The 19850-nt window shown below is 73.0% G+C and carries 20 protein-coding genes; 13 read left to right on the forward strand and 7 right to left on the reverse strand.

The features are described 5' to 3' along the window. Positions 1-38: 38 nt before the first annotated feature. A complete protein-coding gene (dnaE, locus tag ACIBW6_RS24580) occupies positions 39-3578 on the forward strand; it encodes a DNA polymerase III subunit alpha (RefSeq protein WP_399063056.1) in 3540 nt (1179 codons plus the stop codon). Positions 3579-3672: 94 nt separating this feature from the next. Here the strand turns inward: dnaE and ACIBW6_RS24585 are convergent, their stop codons facing one another. Continuing rightward, positions 3673-3864 carry a hypothetical protein gene (locus tag ACIBW6_RS24585; RefSeq protein WP_399063058.1) on the reverse strand — a complete coding sequence of 64 codons (192 nt, stop codon included), beginning with the start codon at positions 3862-3864 and terminating at the stop codon, positions 3673-3675. A gap of 287 nt (positions 3865-4151) precedes the next feature. Between ACIBW6_RS24585 and ACIBW6_RS24590 the strand changes: the two genes are divergently transcribed. The 4 genes from ACIBW6_RS24590 (at position 4152) to ACIBW6_RS24605 (ending at position 8097) form a co-directional block, all read left to right on the forward strand. Beyond that, complete coding sequence (locus tag ACIBW6_RS24590) at positions 4152-5390, forward strand: NYN domain-containing protein (protein WP_399063060.1); 1239 nt, start codon at positions 4152-4154, stop codon at positions 5388-5390. A 184-nt stretch (positions 5391-5574) separates the two neighbouring features. Further along, a complete protein-coding gene (locus ACIBW6_RS24595; protein WP_399063122.1) occupies positions 5575-6555 on the forward strand; it encodes an ABC transporter ATP-binding protein in 981 nt (326 codons plus the stop codon). Beyond that, entirely contained in the window at positions 6552-7379 is an 828-nt protein-coding gene (locus ACIBW6_RS24600) for an ABC transporter permease (protein ID WP_399063062.1), read from the forward strand. Before ACIBW6_RS24595 ends, ACIBW6_RS24600 begins: the two co-directional genes overlap by 4 nt. A 34-nt stretch (positions 7380-7413) precedes the next feature. Continuing rightward, entirely contained in the window at positions 7414-8097 is a 684-nt protein-coding gene (locus ACIBW6_RS24605) for a DUF2567 domain-containing protein (protein WP_399063064.1), read from the forward strand. Positions 8098-8145: 48 nt separating this feature from the next. On the opposite strand, the gene ACIBW6_RS24610 is transcribed toward ACIBW6_RS24605, so the two are convergent. The 6 genes from ACIBW6_RS24610 to ACIBW6_RS24635 all read right to left on the reverse strand — a co-directional run bounded on the left by ACIBW6_RS24610 (position 8146) and on the right by ACIBW6_RS24635 (position 13657). After that, positions 8146-9099, reverse strand: a complete 954-nt coding sequence (locus ACIBW6_RS24610; RefSeq protein ID WP_399063124.1) for a dihydrodipicolinate synthase family protein — start codon at positions 9097-9099, stop codon at positions 8146-8148. A 210-nt stretch (positions 9100-9309) separates the two neighbouring features. Beyond that, entirely contained in the window at positions 9310-9810 is a 501-nt protein-coding gene (gene ybaK / locus ACIBW6_RS24615) for a Cys-tRNA(Pro) deacylase (RefSeq protein ID WP_399063066.1), read from the reverse strand. Positions 9811-9827: 17 nt separating this feature from the next. Continuing rightward, on the reverse strand, positions 9828-10613 hold the full coding sequence (locus ACIBW6_RS24620) for an LON peptidase substrate-binding domain-containing protein (protein WP_399063068.1): 786 nt from the start codon (positions 10611-10613) through the stop codon (positions 9828-9830). Between the two features lie 11 nt (positions 10614-10624). After that, positions 10625-11593 carry a hypothetical protein gene (locus ACIBW6_RS24625; RefSeq protein ID WP_399063126.1) on the reverse strand — a complete coding sequence of 323 codons (969 nt, stop codon included), beginning with the start codon at positions 11591-11593 and terminating at the stop codon, positions 10625-10627. Between the two features lie 142 nt (positions 11594-11735). After that, the gene (locus ACIBW6_RS24630; protein WP_399063070.1) at positions 11736-12029 is read right to left on the reverse strand and encodes a hypothetical protein; all 294 of its coding nucleotides are present in this window, start codon (positions 12027-12029) and stop codon (positions 11736-11738) included. Between the two features lie 113 nt (positions 12030-12142). Continuing rightward, positions 12143-13657 carry an oxidoreductase gene (locus tag ACIBW6_RS24635; RefSeq protein WP_399063127.1) on the reverse strand — a complete coding sequence of 505 codons (1515 nt, stop codon included), beginning with the start codon at positions 13655-13657 and terminating at the stop codon, positions 12143-12145. A gap of 269 nt (positions 13658-13926) precedes the next feature. Between ACIBW6_RS24635 and hisD the strand changes: the two genes are divergently transcribed. From hisD to hisF, 8 genes are read left to right on the forward strand one after another with little or no spacing between them, the layout of a single operon-like run. Further along, positions 13927-15252: a histidinol dehydrogenase gene (hisD, locus tag ACIBW6_RS24640; protein WP_399063072.1), complete on the forward strand. Its 1326-nt coding sequence runs from the start codon at positions 13927-13929 to the stop codon at positions 15250-15252. Then, positions 15249-16367 (forward strand): histidinol-phosphate transaminase, encoded by a 1119-nt coding sequence (locus ACIBW6_RS24645; protein ID WP_399063074.1) that lies wholly within the window; start codon positions 15249-15251, stop codon positions 16365-16367. Before hisD ends, ACIBW6_RS24645 begins: the two co-directional genes overlap by 4 nt. After that, positions 16364-16957 (forward strand): imidazoleglycerol-phosphate dehydratase HisB, encoded by a 594-nt coding sequence (gene hisB / locus ACIBW6_RS24650; protein ID WP_324768309.1) that lies wholly within the window; start codon positions 16364-16366, stop codon positions 16955-16957. The genes ACIBW6_RS24645 and hisB overlap by 4 nt, the downstream gene beginning before the upstream one ends. A 2-nt stretch (positions 16958-16959) precedes the next feature. After that, a complete protein-coding gene (locus ACIBW6_RS24655) occupies positions 16960-17124 on the forward strand; it encodes a hypothetical protein (protein ID WP_356491198.1) in 165 nt (54 codons plus the stop codon). A gap of 2 nt (positions 17125-17126) precedes the next feature. Next, on the forward strand, positions 17127-17783 hold the full coding sequence (gene hisH / locus ACIBW6_RS24660) for an imidazole glycerol phosphate synthase subunit HisH (RefSeq protein ID WP_399063076.1): 657 nt from the start codon (positions 17127-17129) through the stop codon (positions 17781-17783). A gap of 2 nt (positions 17784-17785) precedes the next feature. Beyond that, positions 17786-18520, forward strand: coding sequence for a bifunctional 1-(5-phosphoribosyl)-5-((5-phosphoribosylamino)methylideneamino)imidazole-4-carboxamide isomerase/phosphoribosylanthranilate isomerase PriA (gene priA, locus ACIBW6_RS24665; protein ID WP_399063078.1), 735 nt, complete (start codon positions 17786-17788; stop codon positions 18518-18520). After that, a complete protein-coding gene (locus ACIBW6_RS24670) occupies positions 18517-18948 on the forward strand; it encodes a RidA family protein (protein WP_399063080.1) in 432 nt (143 codons plus the stop codon). Before priA ends, ACIBW6_RS24670 begins: the two co-directional genes overlap by 4 nt. Next, positions 18945-19700, forward strand: a complete 756-nt coding sequence (hisF, locus tag ACIBW6_RS24675; protein ID WP_399063082.1) for an imidazole glycerol phosphate synthase subunit HisF — start codon at positions 18945-18947, stop codon at positions 19698-19700. Before ACIBW6_RS24670 ends, hisF begins: the two co-directional genes overlap by 4 nt. The last annotated feature ends 150 nt before the right edge of the window (positions 19701-19850 follow it).

The raw sequence follows: 19850 nt of genomic DNA on the forward strand, positions 1-19850 counted from the left end.
GCCGCGTTCGCCCCTTGTTCGCCATTGGAGCCCCACCCGTGACCAAGCCGCCCTTCACGCACCTGCACGTCCACACCCAGTACTCGCTGCTGGACGGTGCCGCGCGGCTGAAGGACATGTTCGACGCGTGCAACGAGATGGGCATGACGCACATCGCGATGTCCGACCACGGCAACCTGCACGGCGCGTACGACTTCTTCCACTCCGCCCAGAAGGCGGGCGTCACGCCGATCATCGGCATCGAGGCGTACGTCGCCCCCGAGTCGCGGCGCAACAAGCGCAAGATCCAGTGGGGCCAGCCGCACCAGAAGCGCGACGACGTGTCCGGTTCGGGTGGTTACACGCACAAGACGATCTGGGCGGCGAACAAGACGGGGCTGCACAACCTCTTCAAGCTCTCCTCGGACGCGTACGCCGAGGGCTGGCTGCAGAAGTGGCCCCGCATGGACAAGGAGACGATCGCGCAGTGGAGCGAGGGTTTGATCGCCTCCACCGGCTGCCCCTCCGGTGAGCTGCAGACCCGCCTGCGCCTCGGCCAGTTCGACGAGGCCCTGAAGGCCGCCTCCGAGTACCAGGACATCTTCGGCAAGGACCGGTACTTCCTGGAGCTGATGGACCACGGCATCGAGATCGAGCGCCGGGTCCGCGACGGCCTGCTGGAGATCGGCAAGAAGCTCGGCATCCCGCCGCTGGTGACGAACGACTCGCACTACACGTACGCGCACGAGGCGACCGCCCACGACGCCCTGCTGTGCATCCAGACCGGCAAGAACCTCTCCGACCCGGACCGCTTCCGCTTCGACGGGACGGGCTACTACCTGAAGTCGACGGACGAGATGTACGCCGTCGACTCCTCGGACGCGTGGCAGGAGGGCTGCCGCAACACGCTCCTGGTGGCCGAGCAGATCGACACCACCGGCATGTTCGAGAAGCGCGACCTCATGCCGAAGTTCGAGATCCCGGCGGGCTTCACCGAGGTCACCTGGTTCCAGGAGGAGGTCCGGGTCGGCATGGAGCGCCGCTACCCGGCCGGCGTCCCCGAGGACCGGCAGAAGCAGGCCGAGTACGAGATGGACATCATCATCCAGATGGGGTTCCCGGGGTACTTCCTGGTCGTCGCCGACTTCATCATGTGGGCCAAGAACAACGGCATCGCGGTGGGCCCCGGCCGTGGCTCCGCGGCCGGCTCGATCGTCGCGTACGCCATGGGCATCACCGACCTCGACCCGATCACGCACGGACTGATCTTCGAGCGGTTCCTCAACCCCGAGCGCGTCTCCATGCCCGATGTCGACATCGACTTCGACGAGCGCAGGCGCGTCGAGGTGATCCGGTACGTGACCGAGAAGTACGGCGCCGACAAGGTCGCCATGATCGGCACGTACGGAAAGATCAAGGCCAAGAACGCGATCAAGGACTCCGCGCGCGTGCTCGGCTACCCGTACGCGATGGGCGACCGGCTCACCAAGGCGATGCCCGCCGACGTCCTGGGCAAGGGCATCGACCTGTCCGGCATCACCGACCCGCAGCACCCCCGCTACGGCGAGGCGGGCGAGATCCGCGGGATGTACGAGAACGAGCCGGACGTCAAGAAGGTCATCGACACCGCCAAGGGCGTCGAGGGCCTGGTCCGGCAGATGGGCGTGCACGCGGCCGGCGTGATCATGTCCAGCGAGCCGATCGTCGACCACGCCCCGCTGTGGACCCGGCACACCGACGGCGTCACCATCACGCAGTGGGACTACCCGCAGTGCGAGTCGCTCGGCCTGCTCAAGATGGACTTCCTGGGCCTGCGGAACCTGACCATCATGGACGACGCCGTCAAGATGGTCCGGGCCGGCAAGGGCATCGACCTGGAGATGCTCTCGCTGCCGCTGGACGACCCGAAGACCTTCGAACTGCTCTGCCGCGGCGACACCCTCGGCGTCTTCCAGTTCGACGGCGGCCCGATGCGCTCGCTGCTGCGCCAGATGCAGCCCGACAACTTCGAGGACATCTCCGCCGTCTCGGCCCTGTACCGGCCGGGCCCGATGGGCATGAACTCGCACACGAACTACGCGGAGCGCAAGAACGGCCGCCAGGAGATCACGCCGATCCACCCGGAGCTCGAAGAGCCCCTGAAGGAGACGCTCGGCCTGACCTACGGCCTCATCGTGTACCAGGAGCAGGTGCAGAAGGCCGCGCAGATCATCGCCGGTTACTCGCTCGGCGAGGCCGACATCCTGCGCCGCGTGATGGGCAAGAAGAAGCCCGAGGAGCTGGCGAAGAACTTCGTCCTGTTCCAGGAGGGCGCGAAGAAGAACGGCTACTCCGACGCGGCGATCCAGGCCCTGTGGGACGTCCTGGTGCCGTTCGCCGGGTACGCGTTCAACAAGGCGCACTCCTCCGCGTACGGCCTGGTCACCTACTGGACCGCCTACCTGAAGGCCAACTACCCGGCCGAGTACATGGCGGCGCTGCTCACCTCCGTCAAGGACGACAAGGACAAGTCCGCGGTCTACCTCAACGAGTGCCGCCGCATGGGCATCAAGGTGCTCCCGCCGAACGTGAACGAGTCGGTCCACAACTTCGCCGCGCAGGGCGACGACACGATCCTCTTCGGCCTGGAGGCCGTCCGCAACGTCGGTACGAACGTGGTGGATTCGATCATCCGCTCGCGCAAGGCGAAGGGGAAGTTCGACTCGTTCCCCGACTACCTCGACAAGGTCGAGGCCGCCGCGTGCAACAAGCGCACCACCGAATCGCTCATCAAGGCGGGCGCGTTCGACACGATGGGGCACACCCGCAAGGGCCTCACCGCGCAGTACGAGCCGATGATCGACAACGTGGTCGCGGTCAAGCGCAAGGAGGCCGAGGGCCAGTTCGACCTCTTCGGCGGCATGGGCGAGGCGGACAGCAGCGAGCCGGGCTTCGGCCTCGACGTGGAGTTCTCCGCCGACGAGTGGGAGAAGACGTATCTGCTCGCCCAGGAGCGGGAGATGCTCGGCCTGTACGTCTCCGACCACCCGCTCTTCGGCCTGGAGCACGTGCTCTCCGACAAGGCGGACGCCGGCATCGGCCAGCTGACCGGCGGCGACTTCTCCGACGGCGCCGTCGTCACCGTGGGCGGCATCATCTCGGGCCTCCAGCGCAAGATGACCAAGCAGGGCAACGCGTGGGCGATCGCCACCGTCGAGGACCTCGCCGGCTCCATCGAGTGCATGTTCTTCCCGGCGACCTACCAGCTCGTGTCGACCCAACTGGTCGAGGACGCCGTGGTGTTCGTCAAGGGCCGCCTCGACAAGCGTGAGGACGTGCCGCGGCTAGTCGCCATGGAGATGCAGGTCCCCGACCTGTCGAACGCGGGCACCAACGCGCCCGTGGTCCTCACCATCCCGGCGCTCAAGGTGACCCCGCCGATGATCAGCCGCCTCGGCGAGATCCTCAGCAACCACCGGGGCGACAGCGAGGTGCGGATCAGGCTCCAGGGGCCGCGCAAGACCACGGTGCTGCGGCTCGACCGGCACCGCGTGAAGCCGGACCCGGCGCTCTACGGCGACCTGAAGGTGCTGCTCGGCCCGGCCTGCCTGGCCGGCTGACCCGGCCCGCGCCACCGCCGTACGTACGTCGAGGGGCGCACCCCGGATCCTGGGTGCGCCCCTCGGCACGTACCAACTGTGTTTGAGCGGTGCGTCAGTTGTGCCCGAAGCGCTTCTTGTGCTTACGGGCGACGTCCGACGGGCTGCCCATCGCCTGCGGCTCCAGCGTCGCCTGTGACGTCGACTGGGCCTCCATGGTGGACTTCTGGGCTTCCTCGCGGCCGCGCTCCGCACCCGAAGCGCGGTTCTGGTCGCCGGACTGCTTGCGATTCTTGTTCTTGGCCATATTGATCTGCCTCCTATTGGGGGGAGATTGGGAGATCTCGGGGCCAGGTTCGCGTTCAGATTCACATAGCCTGATAAAGATCGCATATCGGGCAATTACCGTGCGTGACACGGAGGATCGGGGCGCACCCGCCGCGCCTTCACCGCATCCGCCACGCCGAAGATCGAGTTCGGGCCGTTAACCCCCGTGCCGTCGGGCAGACTCGAAGGAAACCCGAAGCGAATCCGCGGGCGCCGCCCCGTGAGCGCGTCCGGACTGTCGTAAGTCGGCGAAAGAGGGTGGATCGCGTGGACCGCTGCATCGTCCTGGTGGATGCCGGGTATCTCCTGGGGGCCGCCGCGAGCCTCCTCGCGGGCGAGCCCTCCCGCTCCCGCATCCACGTCGACCACGCCGCCCTCATCCAGGGCCTGCGCGAGCGCGCCGAGGCCGAGACCGAGCGCCAGCTGCTGCGCATCTACTGGTTCGACGGCGCCCCCGACCGGGTCCCGCAGCCCGAGCACCGCAGGCTGCGCGTGATGCCCCGCGTCACCGTCCGGCTCGGCGCCCTGACCCGCAGCGACGGACGCTGGGCGCAGAAGGGCGTGGACGCGGCCATGCACGCCGAGCTGACCGAGCTCGCCCGCAACCGCGCCTGCTCCGACGTGGTCCTCGTCACCGGCGACGGCGATCTGCTGCCCGGCATGATGGCCGCCAAGGAACACGGCGTCGCCGTCCACCTCTGGGCCGTCCAGGCCGCCGACGGCGACTACAACCAGTCCGAGGACCTCGTCGCCGAGGCCGACGAGCGGCGCGTGCTCGACCGCGCCTGGATCACCCAGGCCGTCCGCGCCAAGGAACCGGGCGGGATCTGCGCCCCGCAGCCCGTGCCGCGCCCCGAGATCGCCGCGATCCTCTCCGCGCCGCTGCCCGAGTCCGCCCACACCGGCGCCGGCCGCGCGGTCGACGAGGGCGCCGACACGCAGCCCGCCCAGCACGAGCCCGCCGCGCGCCCGCAGCACGACGCCGAGGAGCGCGCCGCCGCCGTCAAGGGCGTCCCCACCCCCAAGGACCTGGCCGCCCTGCGCGGGCCCGCCGGTGCGGCCCCAGCGGCCGCGCAGCACCCCACCAGCGCGACGCTGCGCTGGTCCTCCGACAAGGGCTGGGTCGAGCGGCCCGGCGGCGGTGGCGAGCCCCCGGAGGCCGCCTCGCTGCCCACCCTGGCCCAGCTGACCACCGCGGAGCAGCGCTGGGCCGACCGCGAGGAGGACATCACCGCGGTCAGCGGCGATCCGTACGAGGTGGGCCAGGTCTTCGCCCGCCGGTGGATGGCGCGCCTCGCCGACCCGGCCCGGCTCGGCAAGCTCGGCGGCATGTACCCGCGGGTGCCGCACCGCATCGACGGGGAGCTGCTGCGCTACGCGGCACGGTTCGGCCTCCTCGCCCACAAGGACGACCAGATCGACGAGCACGACCGGTACGCGATCCGGGCCGGATTCTGGCGCGAGATCGACGTGCGCACCGCGGAGCACGCCACCGCGGGGGAGTGACGACCCCGCAGGCGGGGGGCGCCGCCGGGCCGCCGCCCCGACCGGCGCCGGGTCGCCCCCGGCGCCGCCACCCGCCTCATTTGTCCGGCCCCGCGCGCAATGAGGCGGCCCGGACCCCGTACTCTCGTTCCTCGTGAGTACGCGCACCGATGATGCCGCCCCGGACCACAAACGGGCCGCTGTGGTGTGCGCGGTGCGCGGTCTCAGCAAGACTTATCCCGCCGTCCGCGGGCGGCGCGGCGCCCCCGGCACCCCGCCGGTGCGGGCCACCGACGACGTCCGGCTCGACATCGGGCGGGGGGAGATCTTCGGCCTCCTCGGGCCGAACGGCGCCGGCAAGTCCACCCTCGTCCGCCAGCTGACCGGGCTGATGCGGCCCGACGCCGGCAGCGTGGAGATCCTCGGCCACGACATCGTGCGCCACCCCGAGCGGGCCGCCCGCATCCTCGCCTATCTCGGCCAGGAGTCGACCGCCCTCGACGAGCTGACCGTGTCGCTCGCCGCCGAGACCACCGGGCGGCTGCGCGGACTGGCCCTGCGCGACGCCCGGGCCGAGCGGGACGCCGTCCTGGAGGAGCTGGGGCTCGCCCCGCTGGCCGCCCGCCCGCTCAAGAAGCTCTCCGGCGGCCAGCGGCGCCTCGCCTGCTTCGCCGCCGCCCTCGTCGGCGACCGGCCCCTGCTCGTGCTCGACGAACCGACGACCGGCATGGACCCCGTCGCCCGGCGCGCCGTCTGGGCCGCCGTGGACCGGCGGCGGGCCGAGCGCGGCACGACCGTCCTGCTGGTCACCCACAACGTCATCGAGGCCGAGACCGTCCTCGACCGCGTCGCCGTCCTCGACGCCGGGCGGGTCATCGCCTGCGACTCCCCGGCCGGGCTCAAGGACCGCGTCGCCGGGGAGGTGCGGGTCGAGCTGGTGTGGCGCGAGCAGGCCCCCCTGCACCTGCCCGAGGTGGCCCGGCTGCACGAGCACGCGGTGGAGGCCGGGCGGCGCTGGTCGCTGCGGCTGGCGCCGGACGCGGCCCGCGCCGCGGTCGCCGCGGTCACCGGCGGCCCGGCCTTCGACTCCCTCGACGACTTCACGCTCGCCACGCCGAGCCTGGAGGACGTCTATCTGGCGCTCGGCGGCAGCCGCAGCAGCGTGAAGGGCCTGGTGAAGGCATGACCGCCGTATCCGCCGAAGCCGTGCGGGAGCACGAGCGCGGGCACCGGCCGCCGGCCCTGCCCCTCGACGACGGGCTCGCGCCCCGGGCCCGGTTCCTGCCCGCGCTCGCCGCGGTCTACCGCGCCCAGCTCTCCCGGGCCCGGGTGGCCCGCATCCCGCTGCTGTTCGTGGCGACCTTCCAGTCCATCGGGATCATGATCCTCATGCGGGGCGTCGTCGACCAGGGCGGCACCGAGGCGCGGGCCGTCGTCGCGGGCTCCGCGGTGCTGGTCGTCGCGTTCGTCGCGCTCAACCTCCTCGCCCAGTACTTCGGGCAGCTGCGCGCGGCCGGCGGCCTCGACCACTACGCGACCCTGCCGGTGCCGCCCGCCTCCGTGGTGCTCGGCGCCGCGGGCGCCTACGCCTCGTTCACCGTGCCCGGCACCGTCGTCACCGCGGTCGCCGGCTGCGCCATGTTCGACCTGCCGCTGACCCACCTGTGGGTGCTGGCCGCCGTGATCCCGCTGGCCGGGGCCGCCCTCGCCGGGCTCGGCGCCGCGCTCGGGCTGCTCGCGCCCCGGCCCGAACTGGCGACGCTGCTCGGCCAGTTGGGCATGTCGGCGGCGCTGCTGCTCGGGGTGCTGCCGGCCGACCGGATGCCGCAGTTCGTGCAGTACGCGCGGGACCTGCTGCCCTCGACGTACGGCGTCGAGGCCTTCGCGCGGACCTTCGGCGGCCACCCCGACTGGTCCACCGTCCTGCTCGACCTGGGCGTCTGCGCGGCCGTCGGCGCCGCCTCGCTGGCCGTGGCGACCTGGGCCTACCGCCGGGCAGCCGTCCGGTGACGCGCCCGGCGGACGCGCCTGGCACGATGGCAGGGTGACCGCACCGCTGACGCCGCCGCCTCATCAACCTCCGCACAACAACGGGCACGGTGACCCCTGGCAGGCCCCCGACCCGATGACCGGACACCTGCCGCCCGCGCCGCAGCGGGCGCAGGACGGGCCGGGGCTCCGCACAGAGCTGCGCGAGGCCGCCCTCGTGACGGTGGCGGTCGCCCTCGCCGGACTGCTGCTGGGGGCGGTGTGGCTGTGGCTCGCGCCGCGGATCCCGCTCGTGTCGGACAGTACGGCGGTCTACCTCAAGGACACCGAGGGCGAGCAGGCCATCGGGGTCGACGGAACGTTCACCCTGCTCGGTCTCGCGTTCGGCGTCGTGACCGGCCTCGGGGTCTTCCTGTGGCGCAGGCGCGGCGGCGTCCCGCTGGTGGTGGGGCTCACCCTCGGCAGCCTGCTCGCGGGGGTGCTGGCCTGGCGGTTCGGGATCTGGCTCGGTCCCGCGCAGGACGTGGCCGCGCACGCCAAGGAGGTCGGTAAGGGGGTCGTCTTCGACGCGCCGCTCGAACTGAAGGCCAAGGGGGCGCTGCTCGCCTGGCCGCTGGCCGCGCTCGTCGTCCACCTCGGGCTCACCGGCCTGTTCGGACCCCGTGACCCGGACCCGTACGCCGGTTACTACGACCACGCCCCGCGCCCCGCGCAGGAGCCGCCGGGCACGCAGGCCTGAGGGGCCCGGGGAGCTCTGTGGGTCACGGCAGGCCGGGGAGGGCGGGGGTCACGGGCCGCCGGGTAGCAGGCCCGCGTCGGTGAGCCGGTCCCGTACCCGGGCGGTCTCGGCGGCGTCCAGCGGGAGCTGCGGCGCCGCGGTCGCGGGGCAGGCGATGATCCCCTGGAGGTGGACGGCGGCCTTGAACGCGCCGAGCGCCGAGGACGAACCGCCCATCCGGGCCGGGTCGCCGGCGTCGACGATCGCGAACAGCGCGGCGAGCCGGTCCTGTTCGCGCCGGGCCGCCGCCCAGTCGCCGGCGCGGGCGGCCTCGTAGAGCCGTACGTACGCGCGGGCGTCCACGTTGCCCAGGCCCGGGACGACACCGTCGACCCCGGCCAGCAGGGCGCCGTCCACGGTGAGTTCGGCGCCGGTGAGCACGGTGAAGGCGGGGGCGGCGGCGCGCAGCGGGCCGAGCAGGCGGCGCAGGGAGCCCTCGTCGCCGCTGGAGTCCTTGAGCCCGGCGAGCGTGCCGTCGGCGGACAGCGCGAGGACGGTGTCCCGGCGCAGCTTGCTGTGGACCGCGGACGGGATGTCGTACGCGAACACGGGCAGCTCCGCGCCGGCCCGCAGCCGCCGGAAGTGGGTCTCGATCTCGGCCGGGTGCGTGCGGGTGTAGAACGGCGCGGTCGCCACCAGCGCGCCCGCGCCCGCCTTCACCGCGTCCTTCGCCCGCTCCAGGACCCGGGCGGTCGTCGTCTCGATGACCCCCGCGAGCACGGGCACCCGGCCCGCCGCCGCTTCCACCGCGGCCTCCAGGGCCGTGCGGCGCTGGAGGTCCGTGAGGTACGCCGCCTCACCACTGGAGCCCAGCAGGAACAGGCCGTGCACCCCGGCGCCGACGAGGTGCCCCACCAGCCGCCGCACCGACGCGACGTCCACGTCGCCCTCGGCGGTGAGCGGGGTGACCAGCGGCGGGACGACGCCGCGGAGCGGTGCGGGAAACGGGGCGCGCAGCGGCATGGCGGTGGTCTCCCGGGGCGTGGTTCGGCGAGCGGGCGAGGGCATGACCCTGGACATGGGACGTCCCATGTCCAGGGTGACAGTGCGGCACCGGTTCGAGCGGTGTCAAGGGGGCGTCGGGCGGGGGAACGCTGGGTGAACGACGGCGGGGCGTCGCGCGGCCGAGGGGCTCGGGGACGGGCACCGGGCGGGCCCGCTCCGGGGCCGGGGTCAGGGGCGGCCGATGGGGGCGAGGACCGCGTCGGTCAGGGCCGCCAAGTCGCCGGGCGCCAGCTCGACCTCCAGGCCCCGGCGGCCCGCCGAGACGCAGACCGTCGCGTGCTCCTGGGCCGAGGAGTCGACCACCGTGGGCAGTCTCTTGCGCTGGCCGAGCGGGGAGATGCCGCCGCGGACGTAACCGGTGGTCCGCTCGGCGAGCGCCGGGTCCGCCATCGCGGCGCGCTTGCCGCCGACCGCGGCGGCCAGTGCCTTCAGGTCGAGCTGGCCCGCCACCGGCACGACGGCCACGGTCAGCCGGCCGTCGACGTCCGCGACCAGCGTCTTGAAGACCCGGTCGGGCGAGATGCCCAGCGCCTCGGCGGCCTCCTCACCGTACGAGGGGTGGGCCGGGTCGTGCTCGTAGGCACGGACCGTGAACGCCGTACCCGCGGCGGTGAGCGCCACCGTCGCGGGCGTCCCCGCCGCCTGCTGCTTCTTGGCCTTCTTCGCCACCGTGCCGAATCCCTACGTCAGTTGAGGCTGGTCGCCTGTCGCGTCAGATCCGCCGCGGGCAGCGACGGCAGGTGCCGGATGATCGCCGTCTCGGCGCGCAGCAGCTTCAGCTCGTCACGCAGCCGGGACGCCGCGTCCGGGGCCTGGAGCAGCCGCTGCTTGGTCGGCACGTCCAGCATCGCGGCCGCCGCGACCAGGTACGACACCACCGAGGGGTCGTCGGGCAGCTCCGCGCCCGTCGCGAGGGAGCGCTCGCGCGCGCCGGCCAGCCGCTTCTGGTAGGAGCGGAACGCGCGCAGCACGCCCTCGGCGAGCGCGCCCGCCTCGTCCCCGTCCTCCTCGGGCAGCTCCTCGACCTCGGCGGTCAGATACGGGCCCGAGGCGTCCACCGAGAGCAGCTTGACCCGGCGGGTGCCGGTGGCGAGGACCTCGAAGCTGCCGTCGGCGCGCTCGCGGATCGTCGCCGCGTCCGCGACGCACCCCGTGTCGTGGAACGACGCCAGCGGGTCGTCGCCGAACCCGGCGGCGGGCCCCGCGCCCGCCTCCTTGGTGGTGGTGTCGTCGGGCATGCCGGACGCGCTGGGCGCGACCTCGTGCCCGTCGCGGATCGCGACGACGGCGAAGCGGCGCGGCTCGTCGGAGACGGCCGGGTCGGCGTCGGGGCCGGACTGATCGGCGGGTGAGGCCTTCAACAGGTCGCGCATCAGGGCGCGATAGCGCTCCTCGAACACGTTCAGCGGGAGCACGAGCCCCGGGAACAGCACCGAGTTGAGCGGGAAGAGCGGAAGCCGGACGGTGGTCACGACGCTCAAGCCTAATGGGCGTCGCAGCCGCCCGGTCCGCCGCGCAGCGGGAGCGTGGCCGCGACCTCGATGCGGACGCCGTCGCGCAGCTCCAGGAACCGCTCCAGCGGGTCGTCCGCGAGCCGGTCCCAGGGGAACGACGTCGCGTACGGGCCGAGCAGCCGCAGCTGCTCCAGCGCGTCCGGCCAGCGCTCCAGCTCGATGAGGACGCAGGCCAGCAGATTGCGGACCTCGGCGGGCCAGGGGTCGGCCGCGTCGTAGCGGCGGGACAGCCCGATCGCGAGGTCGGCGGCGGCGTCCAGCCGGGCGCGCGGCACGCCCTGCGGGACCCGCGCCGTCAGGTACGCGAAGGCGGCGCGGGCGGGCAGGGCCTGAAGCAGCGAGCCCGGCAGGGCGTCCTGCGCGGCCCGCTCGGCGAAGTCGAAGCACTCGGCGTGCGAGCCGTACCAGGCCGCCGACAGGTACTGCAGGGCCGCGACGTGGCAGCCGTAGTGGTGCGGGGAGCGGCGGACCGCCTGCGCCCACACGGCCTCGAAGGCGGTGTGCGGGGCGTTCGTGCCGCGGGCGTGGTCCAGGGCCACCCGCCAGGGCACCGGATCGCCGGGGTAGGCCTCGGCCGCGGCCGTGATCAGCGGGGCGACCTCGCGCAGCAGCTCGGCCCGGGCCGGGGAGGCGAAGGCGCGGGCCACCGCCAGCTCGGCCTTGACGAGGAGCAGGTCCGGGTCGTGCGGCGCGGTCCGCTGCCAGGCGTCGAACCACTCGGTGCGGGACGCGGCGAACGCGGCCAGGCGCAGCACGTAGCGGTCGCGGTTCTCCCACTCGGCCCGCTCCCGGGTGCGGGCGAGGACCTCGGCGGCGGCCCGGAACTCGCCGCGCCCCGCGGCGACCAGGGCGGGCGCCAGCCGCTCGTCCGGGGCGTCGAGCAGCACCTCGTCGTCCGGCGGCAGGCCCGCGGCCAGGGCTCCGGTGTGGCGGATCATGCGGGCGGTGCGGATGAAGGCACGCAGGAACGGCACGGCTGCCTCCTCTACGCGCGTACGGGAACGGGGGTGGCGCTGGAATGACGGCGTGGGCGGCCCGATAGTTGCCTACGCACCGGTAACAATTCGGCGGCCCCACCCCTCAGCACCGAGTCCGCCCTCCCTGGCGCCGGGTTGCGCTTCCCGGCACCAGCACCGCCACTGCCACAGGCACAGGCAGTGCCACCGGCACCGGTACCGGCACTGCCACCGGCACAGGCAGTGCCACCGGCACCGGCACCGCCACTGCCACCGGCACAGGCAGTGCCACCGGCACCGGCATCGGCACCGGCAGTGCCACCGGCACCGGCATCGGCACCGGCAGTGCCACCGGCACCGGCACCGGCACCGGCACCGGCAGTGGCACCGGCAGCGCCACCGGCACCAGCGCCGCCACTGCCACCGGCACCCGGCACCGCCACCGGCGCCCGCACCCGGAACCGCCACCGCCACCCGCACCCGGCACCGGCACCCGGCACCCCGCCCCCCCCCGGGGCTCACCGCCCCGCCTCAGTTGCGCCGCAACAATCGCGTCGTGCCCGCCGCCACCGTCGTCGCCAGGATCCAGCCGAGGATGATCATCGCGGCCGCGGCCCACTGCCAGCCGCCGCGCAGCTGCCAGCTGCTGGACTGGCCGAGGTCGATCACCGGGAGCAGCAGGTCGAGGGCGAACAGGGTCGCGTTCCACTGCGGGCCCTCGCCGGGCTTCATCGGCGGGTGCGAGGCGCGGCTGAAGGCGAGCGCGCCGACCGCCCAGAGCACCGCCATCCACACCGCGGCCCGGCCCGGCCGGTACCCGTAGGCGACCGTCCAGTCCTGGAGGTAGCCCCACACCTTCGCGGCGGGCGGCAGCGTCTCGCGGCGGCGGCGCTGCTTGGCGAGCAGCACCGCGCGGGCGTCGGAGTCCTCGCCGCTGTTGCGCAGCACCGTGGCGAGCCGCTCGTACGGCTCCGGGTTGTACTCGGGGGTCGCGGCGGCGAGCCACTCCAGGCGCTGGGCCAGCGGGAAGGGGCCGAACGGTATGAGGTTCTCGTACGTGAACCCGCCCATCCGCAACTGCCCGGGCCCGGGCCAGCCGGCCGCCTTGTCGACCAGGTTGACCACCTTCGCGCCGGAGAGCACGATCCGGCCGCGCCGCGGCCGCTCGCCGAGGAAGCGCAGCTCGGGGGTCTGCACCCGGCGCAGCGATATCTCCTGGTCGTCCTCCAGGACGAAGAGCGCCGCGTCCAGGTCGACCGCGTCGCCGAACCGGCCGTCGTCGAGCCGGATCCCGCCGACGCAGCTGAAGCGCTGCACCTGGGTGCCGCGCGCGGGCGTCACCCCGCCCGCCAGGAGCGGCACGCCGAGGCCGGCCGGAGTCAGGTACAGGGTGCGCTCGACGGTCAGCTGCGGGGCGTTCAGGGCGAGCCGGCCCTGGGTGTTGCTCAGCCGGCAGCCGCGCAGCGAGAGCGAGACGCCGACCGTGGCGCCGCGCAGGCTGACCTCGCCGTGCGTCTCCACCATCTCGGCCTGGAGGTCCTGTCCCACCGTCAGCCCGTCGGCCATGACGGACTTGCCGCGCCGGTCGCGGAAGACGACCGCCTGGTTGAGCAGCAGGTCCGTGCCGATGTGGGCGTCGGTCAGCCGGATGCCGTGGTGGAACCGGCAGCGCGGCAGGTGCAGGTCGCCCTCGGTGTGCACCCGGGCGCCCTCCAGGCGCGGCACCGAGCAGTCGACGAGCCGGACCGTCGAGAAGCGGGCCTCGGGCAGCAGCACCTCCTTCTCGAAGCGGCACTGCTTCAGCTCCACGTACGGGCCGACCGAGCCGCCCGCGAGGTCGAGCACGTCCGTGATCTGCAGGCCGGTCAGCTTGAGCGAGGCGACCCGGCCGGAGAGCGCGGGCGGCCCGTCGAGCAGCAGCCATGCCACGACCCGCGCCCGGACGCTCCGCTCGGGTCCCCAGGGCTGCCCGCCGTGCGGGTCGTCGGCCGCCACGACCCCGCTGCGCAGGTCGTAGACCGTGCCGTTGCGGAAGGCCAGCCACATGCCCGCCTCCGTGGGGGTCAGCCCCTCGGGCACGTCCCCGTCACCGCTGCCGGTCACCGCGTCGACCACGATTGTTCCTCCTCCCCATGGACCCCTCGGGCACCTGCTACTCGCGGGTTTCGTACAACCGTTCATGCCCGCTGGGTGACGGCTCGAACACTGAAAGTGAGTGCCCGCAAGCCTGTTGCGCGACAACGGCCGAAAGCCGCCGTGTATCAGCCATTGATACGGGCGGCCGGTGCCGCTCGGGCGTCTGCGAGAATTGGTGTGTGATCTCTCGAATCGATCTGCGCGGCGCCGCCCTCCCCGAGGGTCAGGCCCTGCGCTCGCTGCTGCCCCGTGCCGACTTCGACGTCACGGCCGCCCTGGAGAAGGTGCGGCCGATCTGCGAGGACGTGCATCATCGCGGCGACGCGGCGCTGATCGACTTCGCGGCCGAATTCGACGGCGTCACGCTTGAGAGCGTGCGCGTCCCGGCCGAGGCGATCACCGACGCCCTGGCCACCCTGGACCCCGCCGTCCGCGCCGCCCTGGAGGAGTCGATCCGGCGCGCCAGGATCGTGCACCGCGCCCAGCGCCGCACCACCGAGACCACGCAGGTCGTGCCGGGCGGCACGGTCACCGAGAAGTGGGTCCCGGTGGACCGCGTCGGGCTGTACGCGCCCGGCGGCCGCGCCGTCTACCCGTCCTCCGTGATCATGGACGTGGTCCCGGCGCAGGAGGCCGAGGTCCCCTCGATCGCGCTCGCCTCACCGGCTCAGAAGGAGTTCGGCGGCCTGCCGCACCCGACGATCCTGGCGGCCTGCGCGCTGCTCGGCGTCGACGAGGTGTACGCGGCCGGCGGCGCCACCGCCGTCGCGATGTTCGCCTACGGCACCGAGTCCTGCCCGCCCGCCCCGATGGTGATGGGCCCGGGCAACATCTGGGTGGCCGCCGCCAAGCGCTACTTCACCGGTGTCATCGGCATCGACTCCGAGGCGGGCCCCACCGAGATCGCCGTCCTCGCCGACGCCACCGCCGACCCGGTGCACGTCGCCGCCGACCTGATCAGCCAGGCCGAGCACGACCCGCTCGCCGCCTCCGTCCTCGTCACCGACAGCGAGGAGCTGGCCGAGGGGGTCGCCAAGGAGCTGGCGGCGCAGGTCGCGGTCGCCAAGCACCGCGAGGAGCGGATCGAGCCCGCCCTCGCCGGCAAGCAGTCCGCGATCGTCCTCGTCGACTCCGTCGCCGACGGCCTCGCCGTCGTCAACGCCTACGGGGCCGAGCACCTGGAGATCCAGACCGCGGACGCGGCCGCCGTGGCCGAAAAGGTGCGCAACGCGGGCGCGGTCTTCGTCGGCCCCTGGTCCCCGGTCTCGCTCGGCGACTACGCGGCCGGCTCCAACCACGTCCTGCCCACCGGCGGCTGCGCCTGCCACTCCTCGGGCCTGTCCGTGCAGTCCTTCCTGCGCGGCATCCACGTCGTCGACTACAGCCGCGACGCCCTCGCCGAGATCACCCCGCACGTGGTGACCCTCTCCGAGGCCGAGGACCTGCCCGCCCACGGCGCCGCGCTCAAGGCCCGCTTCGAGTGGAAGGTCCCGCCCACCAAGTGACCGGCATCGACGACCTTCCCGTCCGGGACGAGCTGCGCGGCAAGTCCCCGTACGGCGCGCCCCAGTTGGACGTACCCGTCCGGCTGAACACGAACGAGAACCCCTACCCGCTGCCCGAGCCGCTCGTCGCGCGGATCGCCGAGCGCGTCGCCGACGCCGCCCGGAACCTCAACCGCTACCCGGACCGGGACGCGGTCGAGCTGCGCACCGAGCTAGCCGCGTACCTGACGCGCACGACCGGCCACCAGGTCGGCCTCGCGCAGGTCTGGGCGGCCAACGGTTCGAACGAGGTGCTCCAGCAGCTGCTCCAGGCGTTCGGCGGCCCCGGCCGCACCGCCCTCGGCTTCGAGCCCTCGTACTCGATGCACCCGCTGCTCGCGCGCGGCACCAACACCGGCTGGATCAGCGCCCCGCGCACCGCCGACTACTCCCTCGACGTGCCCGCCGCCGTCGAGGCGATCCGCGCGCACGAGCCGCACGTCGTCTTCGTCACCAGCCCGAACAACCCTACGGGGAACGCGGTGGCGGCCGAGGACGTCCTCGCGCTGTACGAGGCCGCGGGCCCGGGCGCCATGGTGATCGTCGACGAGGCGTACACCGAGTTCAGCCACGGCGACTCGCTGCTGCCGCTGATCGAGGGCCGCCCGAACCTCGTCATCTCGCGGACCATGTCGAAGGCGTTCGGCGCGGCCGGGCTGCGCCTGGGCTACCTCGCCGCCGACCCGGCCGTGGTCGACGCGGTCCAACTGGTGCGCCTGCCCTACCACTTGTCGGCCGTCAACCAGGCCACGGCGCTCGCCGCCCTGGAGTACACCGACACCCTGCTCGGCTACGTGGAACAGCTCAAGAGCGAACGCGACCGGGTGGTCGCCGAGCTGGAGGAGCTCGGTTTCGACGTCACCGTCGCCGACGCCAACTTCATCCAGTTCGGCGTCTTCCAGGACCCCCACGCCGTCTGGCAGGCCTTCCTCGACCGCGGTGTCCTCATCCGCGACAACGGCGTGCCCGGACGGCTGCGGGTCTCCGTCGGCACCCCCGGGGAGAACGACGCGTTCCTCGACGCGGCCCGCGCAGTGAAGAAAGCCCCAATGGACGATCAGGAGCGTGGCGCATGAGCCGCATCGGACGCGTGGAACGGACGACGAAGGAGACCTCGGTCCTCGTCGAGATCGACCTGGACGGGACGGGCAAGGTCGAGGTGGCGACCGGCGTCGGCTTCTACGACCACATGCTCGACCAGCTCGGCAGGCACGGCCTCTTCGACCTCACCGTCAAGACCGAGGGCGACCTGCACATCGACTCGCACCACACCATCGAGGACACCGCCCTCGCCCTCGGCGCCGCCTTCAAGCAGGCGCTCGGCGACAAGGTCGGCATCTACCGCTTCGGCAACTGCACCGTCCCGCTGGACGAGTCGCTCGCCCAGGTCACCGTCGACCTCTCCGGCCGCCCCTACCTCGTGCACACCGAGCCCGAGAAGATGGCGCCGATGATCGGCGAGTACGACACGACGATGACCCGGCACATCCTGGAGTCCTTCGTCGCGCAGGCGCAGATCGCGCTCCACGTCCACGTGCCGTACGGACGCAACGCCCACCACATCGTGGAGTGCCAGTTCAAGGCCCTCGCCCGGGCCCTGCGCTACGCCTCGGAGCGCGACCCGCGCGCCGCCGGCATCCTCCCCTCGACGAAGGGCGCCCTCTAGCCATGAACGGCCTCGCGACCGTCCTCATCGTCGTCGGCCTGTTCCTGCTCGGCGGCGTCTACTCGTTCGCCAAGCAGGGCATGGGCAAGAGCCTCATCACCCTGCTCTCCCTCAGCGCGGCCTTCTGCCTGATCGCGGGCGTGCTGCGGCTGGACTACTGGAACTGACCATGACCTCCTCCACGACCGCGACGACCAAGAAGGTCGTCGTCTTCGACTACGGCTTCGGGAACGTGCGCTCCGCCGAGCGCGCCCTCGCCCGCGCGGGCGCCGACGTCGAGATCACCCGCGACTACGACACGGCGATGAACGCGGACGGGCTGCTCGTGCCCGGCGTCGGTGCCTTCGCCGCCTGCATGACGGGGCTCAAGGAGGCCCGCGGCGACTGGATCATCGGCCGCCGCCTCGCCGGCGGCCGCCCGGTCATGGGCATCTGCGTCGGCATGCAGATCCTCTTCGCCCGCGGCATCGAGCACGGCGTGCAGACCGAGGGCCTGGACGAGTGGCCCGGCGCCGTCGAGCCGCTGAAGGCCGACATCGTCCCGCACATGGGGTGGAACACCGTCCGGGCACCCGAGGACAGCACCCTCTTCGCCGGCCTCGACGCCGGCGAGCGCTACTACTTCGTGCACTCCTACGCCGTCCGCGACTGGCAGCTCGACGTGCACAACCCGCACCTGCGGGCGCCCCAGGTCACGTGGGCCACCCACGGCGAGCCCTTCGTCGCCGCCGTGGAGAACGGCGCACTGTGGGCGACGCAGTTCCACCCCGAGAAGTCCGGCGACGCCGGAGCCCAGCTGCTGAAGAACTGGATCGGAACCCTTTAGCCATGAGCAAGCTCGAACTCCTCCCCGCGGTCGACGTCCGAGACGGCCAGGCGGTCCGCCTCGTCCATGGCGAGTCCGGCAGCGAGACCTCCTACGGCTCCCCGCTGGAGGCCGCCCTCGCCTGGCAGACCTCCGGCGCCGAATGGCTGCACCTGGTCGACCTGGACGCCGCGTTCGGCACCGGTGACAACCGCGCGCTGATCCGCGAGGTCGCCGTGCGCATGGCGGAGCTGGACCTCAAGGTGGAACTCTCCGGCGGCATCCGCGACGACGACACCCTCGCCGCCGCGCTCGCCACCGGCTGCACCCGCGTCAACCTCGGCACCGCCGCCCTGGAGACCCCCGAGTGGGTCGCCAAGGTCATCGCCGAGCACGGCGAGAAGATCGCGGTCGGCCTCGACGTGCGCGGCACCACGCTGCGCGGCCGCGGCTGGACCCGTGACGGCGGCGACCTCTACGAGACCCTCGCCCGCCTCGACTCCGAGGGCTGCGCCCGCTACGTCGTCACCGACATCGCCAAGGACGGCACGCTGCAGGGGCCGAACCTGGAGCTGCTGAAGAACGTCTGCGCGGCCACCGACCGCCCGGTCGTCGCCTCCGGCGGCGTCTCCTCCCTCGACGACCTGCGCGCCATCGCCGGGCTCGTCCCGCTGGGCGTGGAGGGCGCGATCGTCGGCAAGGCGCTGTACGCCAAGGCGTTCACGCTGGAGGCCGCGCTGGAGGCGGTCGCCGCATGAGCGCCGACGAGGTGAAGCGGTACCCCTCGGGCGGCCCCTTCGAGGAGACCATCGGGTACGCGCGCGCGGTGGAGCTGCCGACCGGGCTCGTCCTGGTCTCCGGCTGCACCTCCGTGGTCGACGGCGTGATCGACGCGGGCACGCCGTACGAGCAGACGGTGAACGCCTTCGGGGTCGCCCTGAAGGCCCTGCGCGACCTGGGCCTCGGCCCCGAGCACGTGGTGCGCACCCGGATGTACCTCACCCACGCCCGGGACGTGGACGACGTGGGTCGCGCCCACAAGGAGCTGTTCGGCGCCGTCCGCCCCGCCGCATCCATGATCATCGTCTCCGGCTTCATCGACCCCAGCCTGGTCGTCGAGGTGGAGGTCGAGGCGTTCCGCCCGCAGCCGGGCGCCGCGCCCGCGCACGCAGGAGAAGCACAGTGAGCCTCGCCGTACGGGTCATCCCCTGCCTCGACGTCGACAACGGCCGCGTCGTCAAGGGCGTCAACTTCCAGAACCTGCGCGACGCGGGCGACCCGGTCGAGATGGCCAAGGTCTACGACGCCGAGGGCGCCGACGAACTGACCTTCCTGGACATCACGGCCTCCTCCGGCGACCGCGAGACCACGTACGACGTGGTGCGCCGCACCGCCGAGCAGGTCTTCATCCCGCTCACCGTCGGCGGCGGCGTGCGCACCGCCGACGACGTGGACAAGCTGCTGCGCGCCGGAGCGGACAAGGTCGGGGTGAACACCGCCGCCATCGCCCGGCCCGAGCTGATCCGCGAGATCGCGGAGCGGTTCGGCCGGCAGGTGCTCGTCCTGTCCGTGGACGCGCGCCGCACCGCGCCGGGCTCCTTCGAGGTCACCACGCACGGCGGGCGCCGCTCCGCCGGGATCGACGCGGTCGAGTGGGCGCACCGGGCCGCGGAGCTGGGAGCGGGGGAGATCCTGCTCAACTCGATGGACGCGGACGGGACGAAGGACGGGTACGACCTCGAGATGATCGAGGCGGTGCGGCGGCACGTCTCCGTGCCGGTGATCGCGTCCGGCGGGGCGGGGGCGCTCGGGCACTTCGCCCCGGCGGTCGGGGCGGGGGCCGATGCGGTGCTCGCCGCGTCCGTCTTCCACTTCGGTGATCTGCGGATCGGTGAGGTGAAGGGCAGCCTTCGCGGGGCGGGGTATCCGGTCCGATAGCGCCCCGCGCCTCTGCTTCTCGGCTGCGGGCCGGTGGGGCTTCTCGCGCAGTTCCCCGCGCCCCTGAGGTGCGCACTGCGTGCGCTACCTCATCGCGCCCCTGGGGCTGCGGCGAAGCCGCATGCTCCAGGGGCGCGGGGAACTGCGCGA

Origin of the sequence: Streptomyces sp. NPDC049813 (genome assembly GCF_044465085.1) — a bacterium.
Taxonomy (GTDB): domain Bacteria; phylum Actinomycetota; class Actinomycetes; order Streptomycetales; family Streptomycetaceae; genus Streptomyces.

What these genes read in the sequence shown, in the direction of transcription:
- ACIBW6_RS24585 (WP_399063058.1), bottom strand. Translation starts at nt 3,864, where the DNA reads ATGGCCAAGAACAAGAATCGCAAGCAGTCCGGCGACCAGAACCGCGCT.
- ACIBW6_RS24600 (WP_399063062.1), top strand. Translation starts at nt 6,552, where the DNA reads ATGACCGCCGTATCCGCCGAAGCCGTGCGGGAGCACGAGCGCGGGCAC.
- ACIBW6_RS24610 (WP_399063124.1), bottom strand. Translation starts at nt 9,099, where the DNA reads ATGCCGCTGCGCGCCCCGTTTCCCGCACCGCTCCGCGGCGTCGTCCCG.
- ACIBW6_RS24625 (WP_399063126.1), bottom strand. Translation starts at nt 11,593, where the DNA reads ATGATCCGCCACACCGGAGCCCTGGCCGCGGGCCTGCCGCCGGACGAC.
- ACIBW6_RS24635 (WP_399063127.1), bottom strand. Translation starts at nt 13,657, where the DNA reads ATGTGGCTGGCCTTCCGCAACGGCACGGTCTACGACCTGCGCAGCGGG.
- hisB (WP_324768309.1), top strand. Translation starts at nt 16,364, where the DNA reads ATGAGCCGCATCGGACGCGTGGAACGGACGACGAAGGAGACCTCGGTC.
- ACIBW6_RS24655 (WP_356491198.1), top strand. Translation starts at nt 16,960, where the DNA reads ATGAACGGCCTCGCGACCGTCCTCATCGTCGTCGGCCTGTTCCTGCTC.
- hisH (WP_399063076.1), top strand. Translation starts at nt 17,127, where the DNA reads ATGACCTCCTCCACGACCGCGACGACCAAGAAGGTCGTCGTCTTCGAC.
- priA (WP_399063078.1), top strand. Translation starts at nt 17,786, where the DNA reads ATGAGCAAGCTCGAACTCCTCCCCGCGGTCGACGTCCGAGACGGCCAG.
- ACIBW6_RS24670 (WP_399063080.1), top strand. Translation starts at nt 18,517, where the DNA reads ATGAGCGCCGACGAGGTGAAGCGGTACCCCTCGGGCGGCCCCTTCGAG.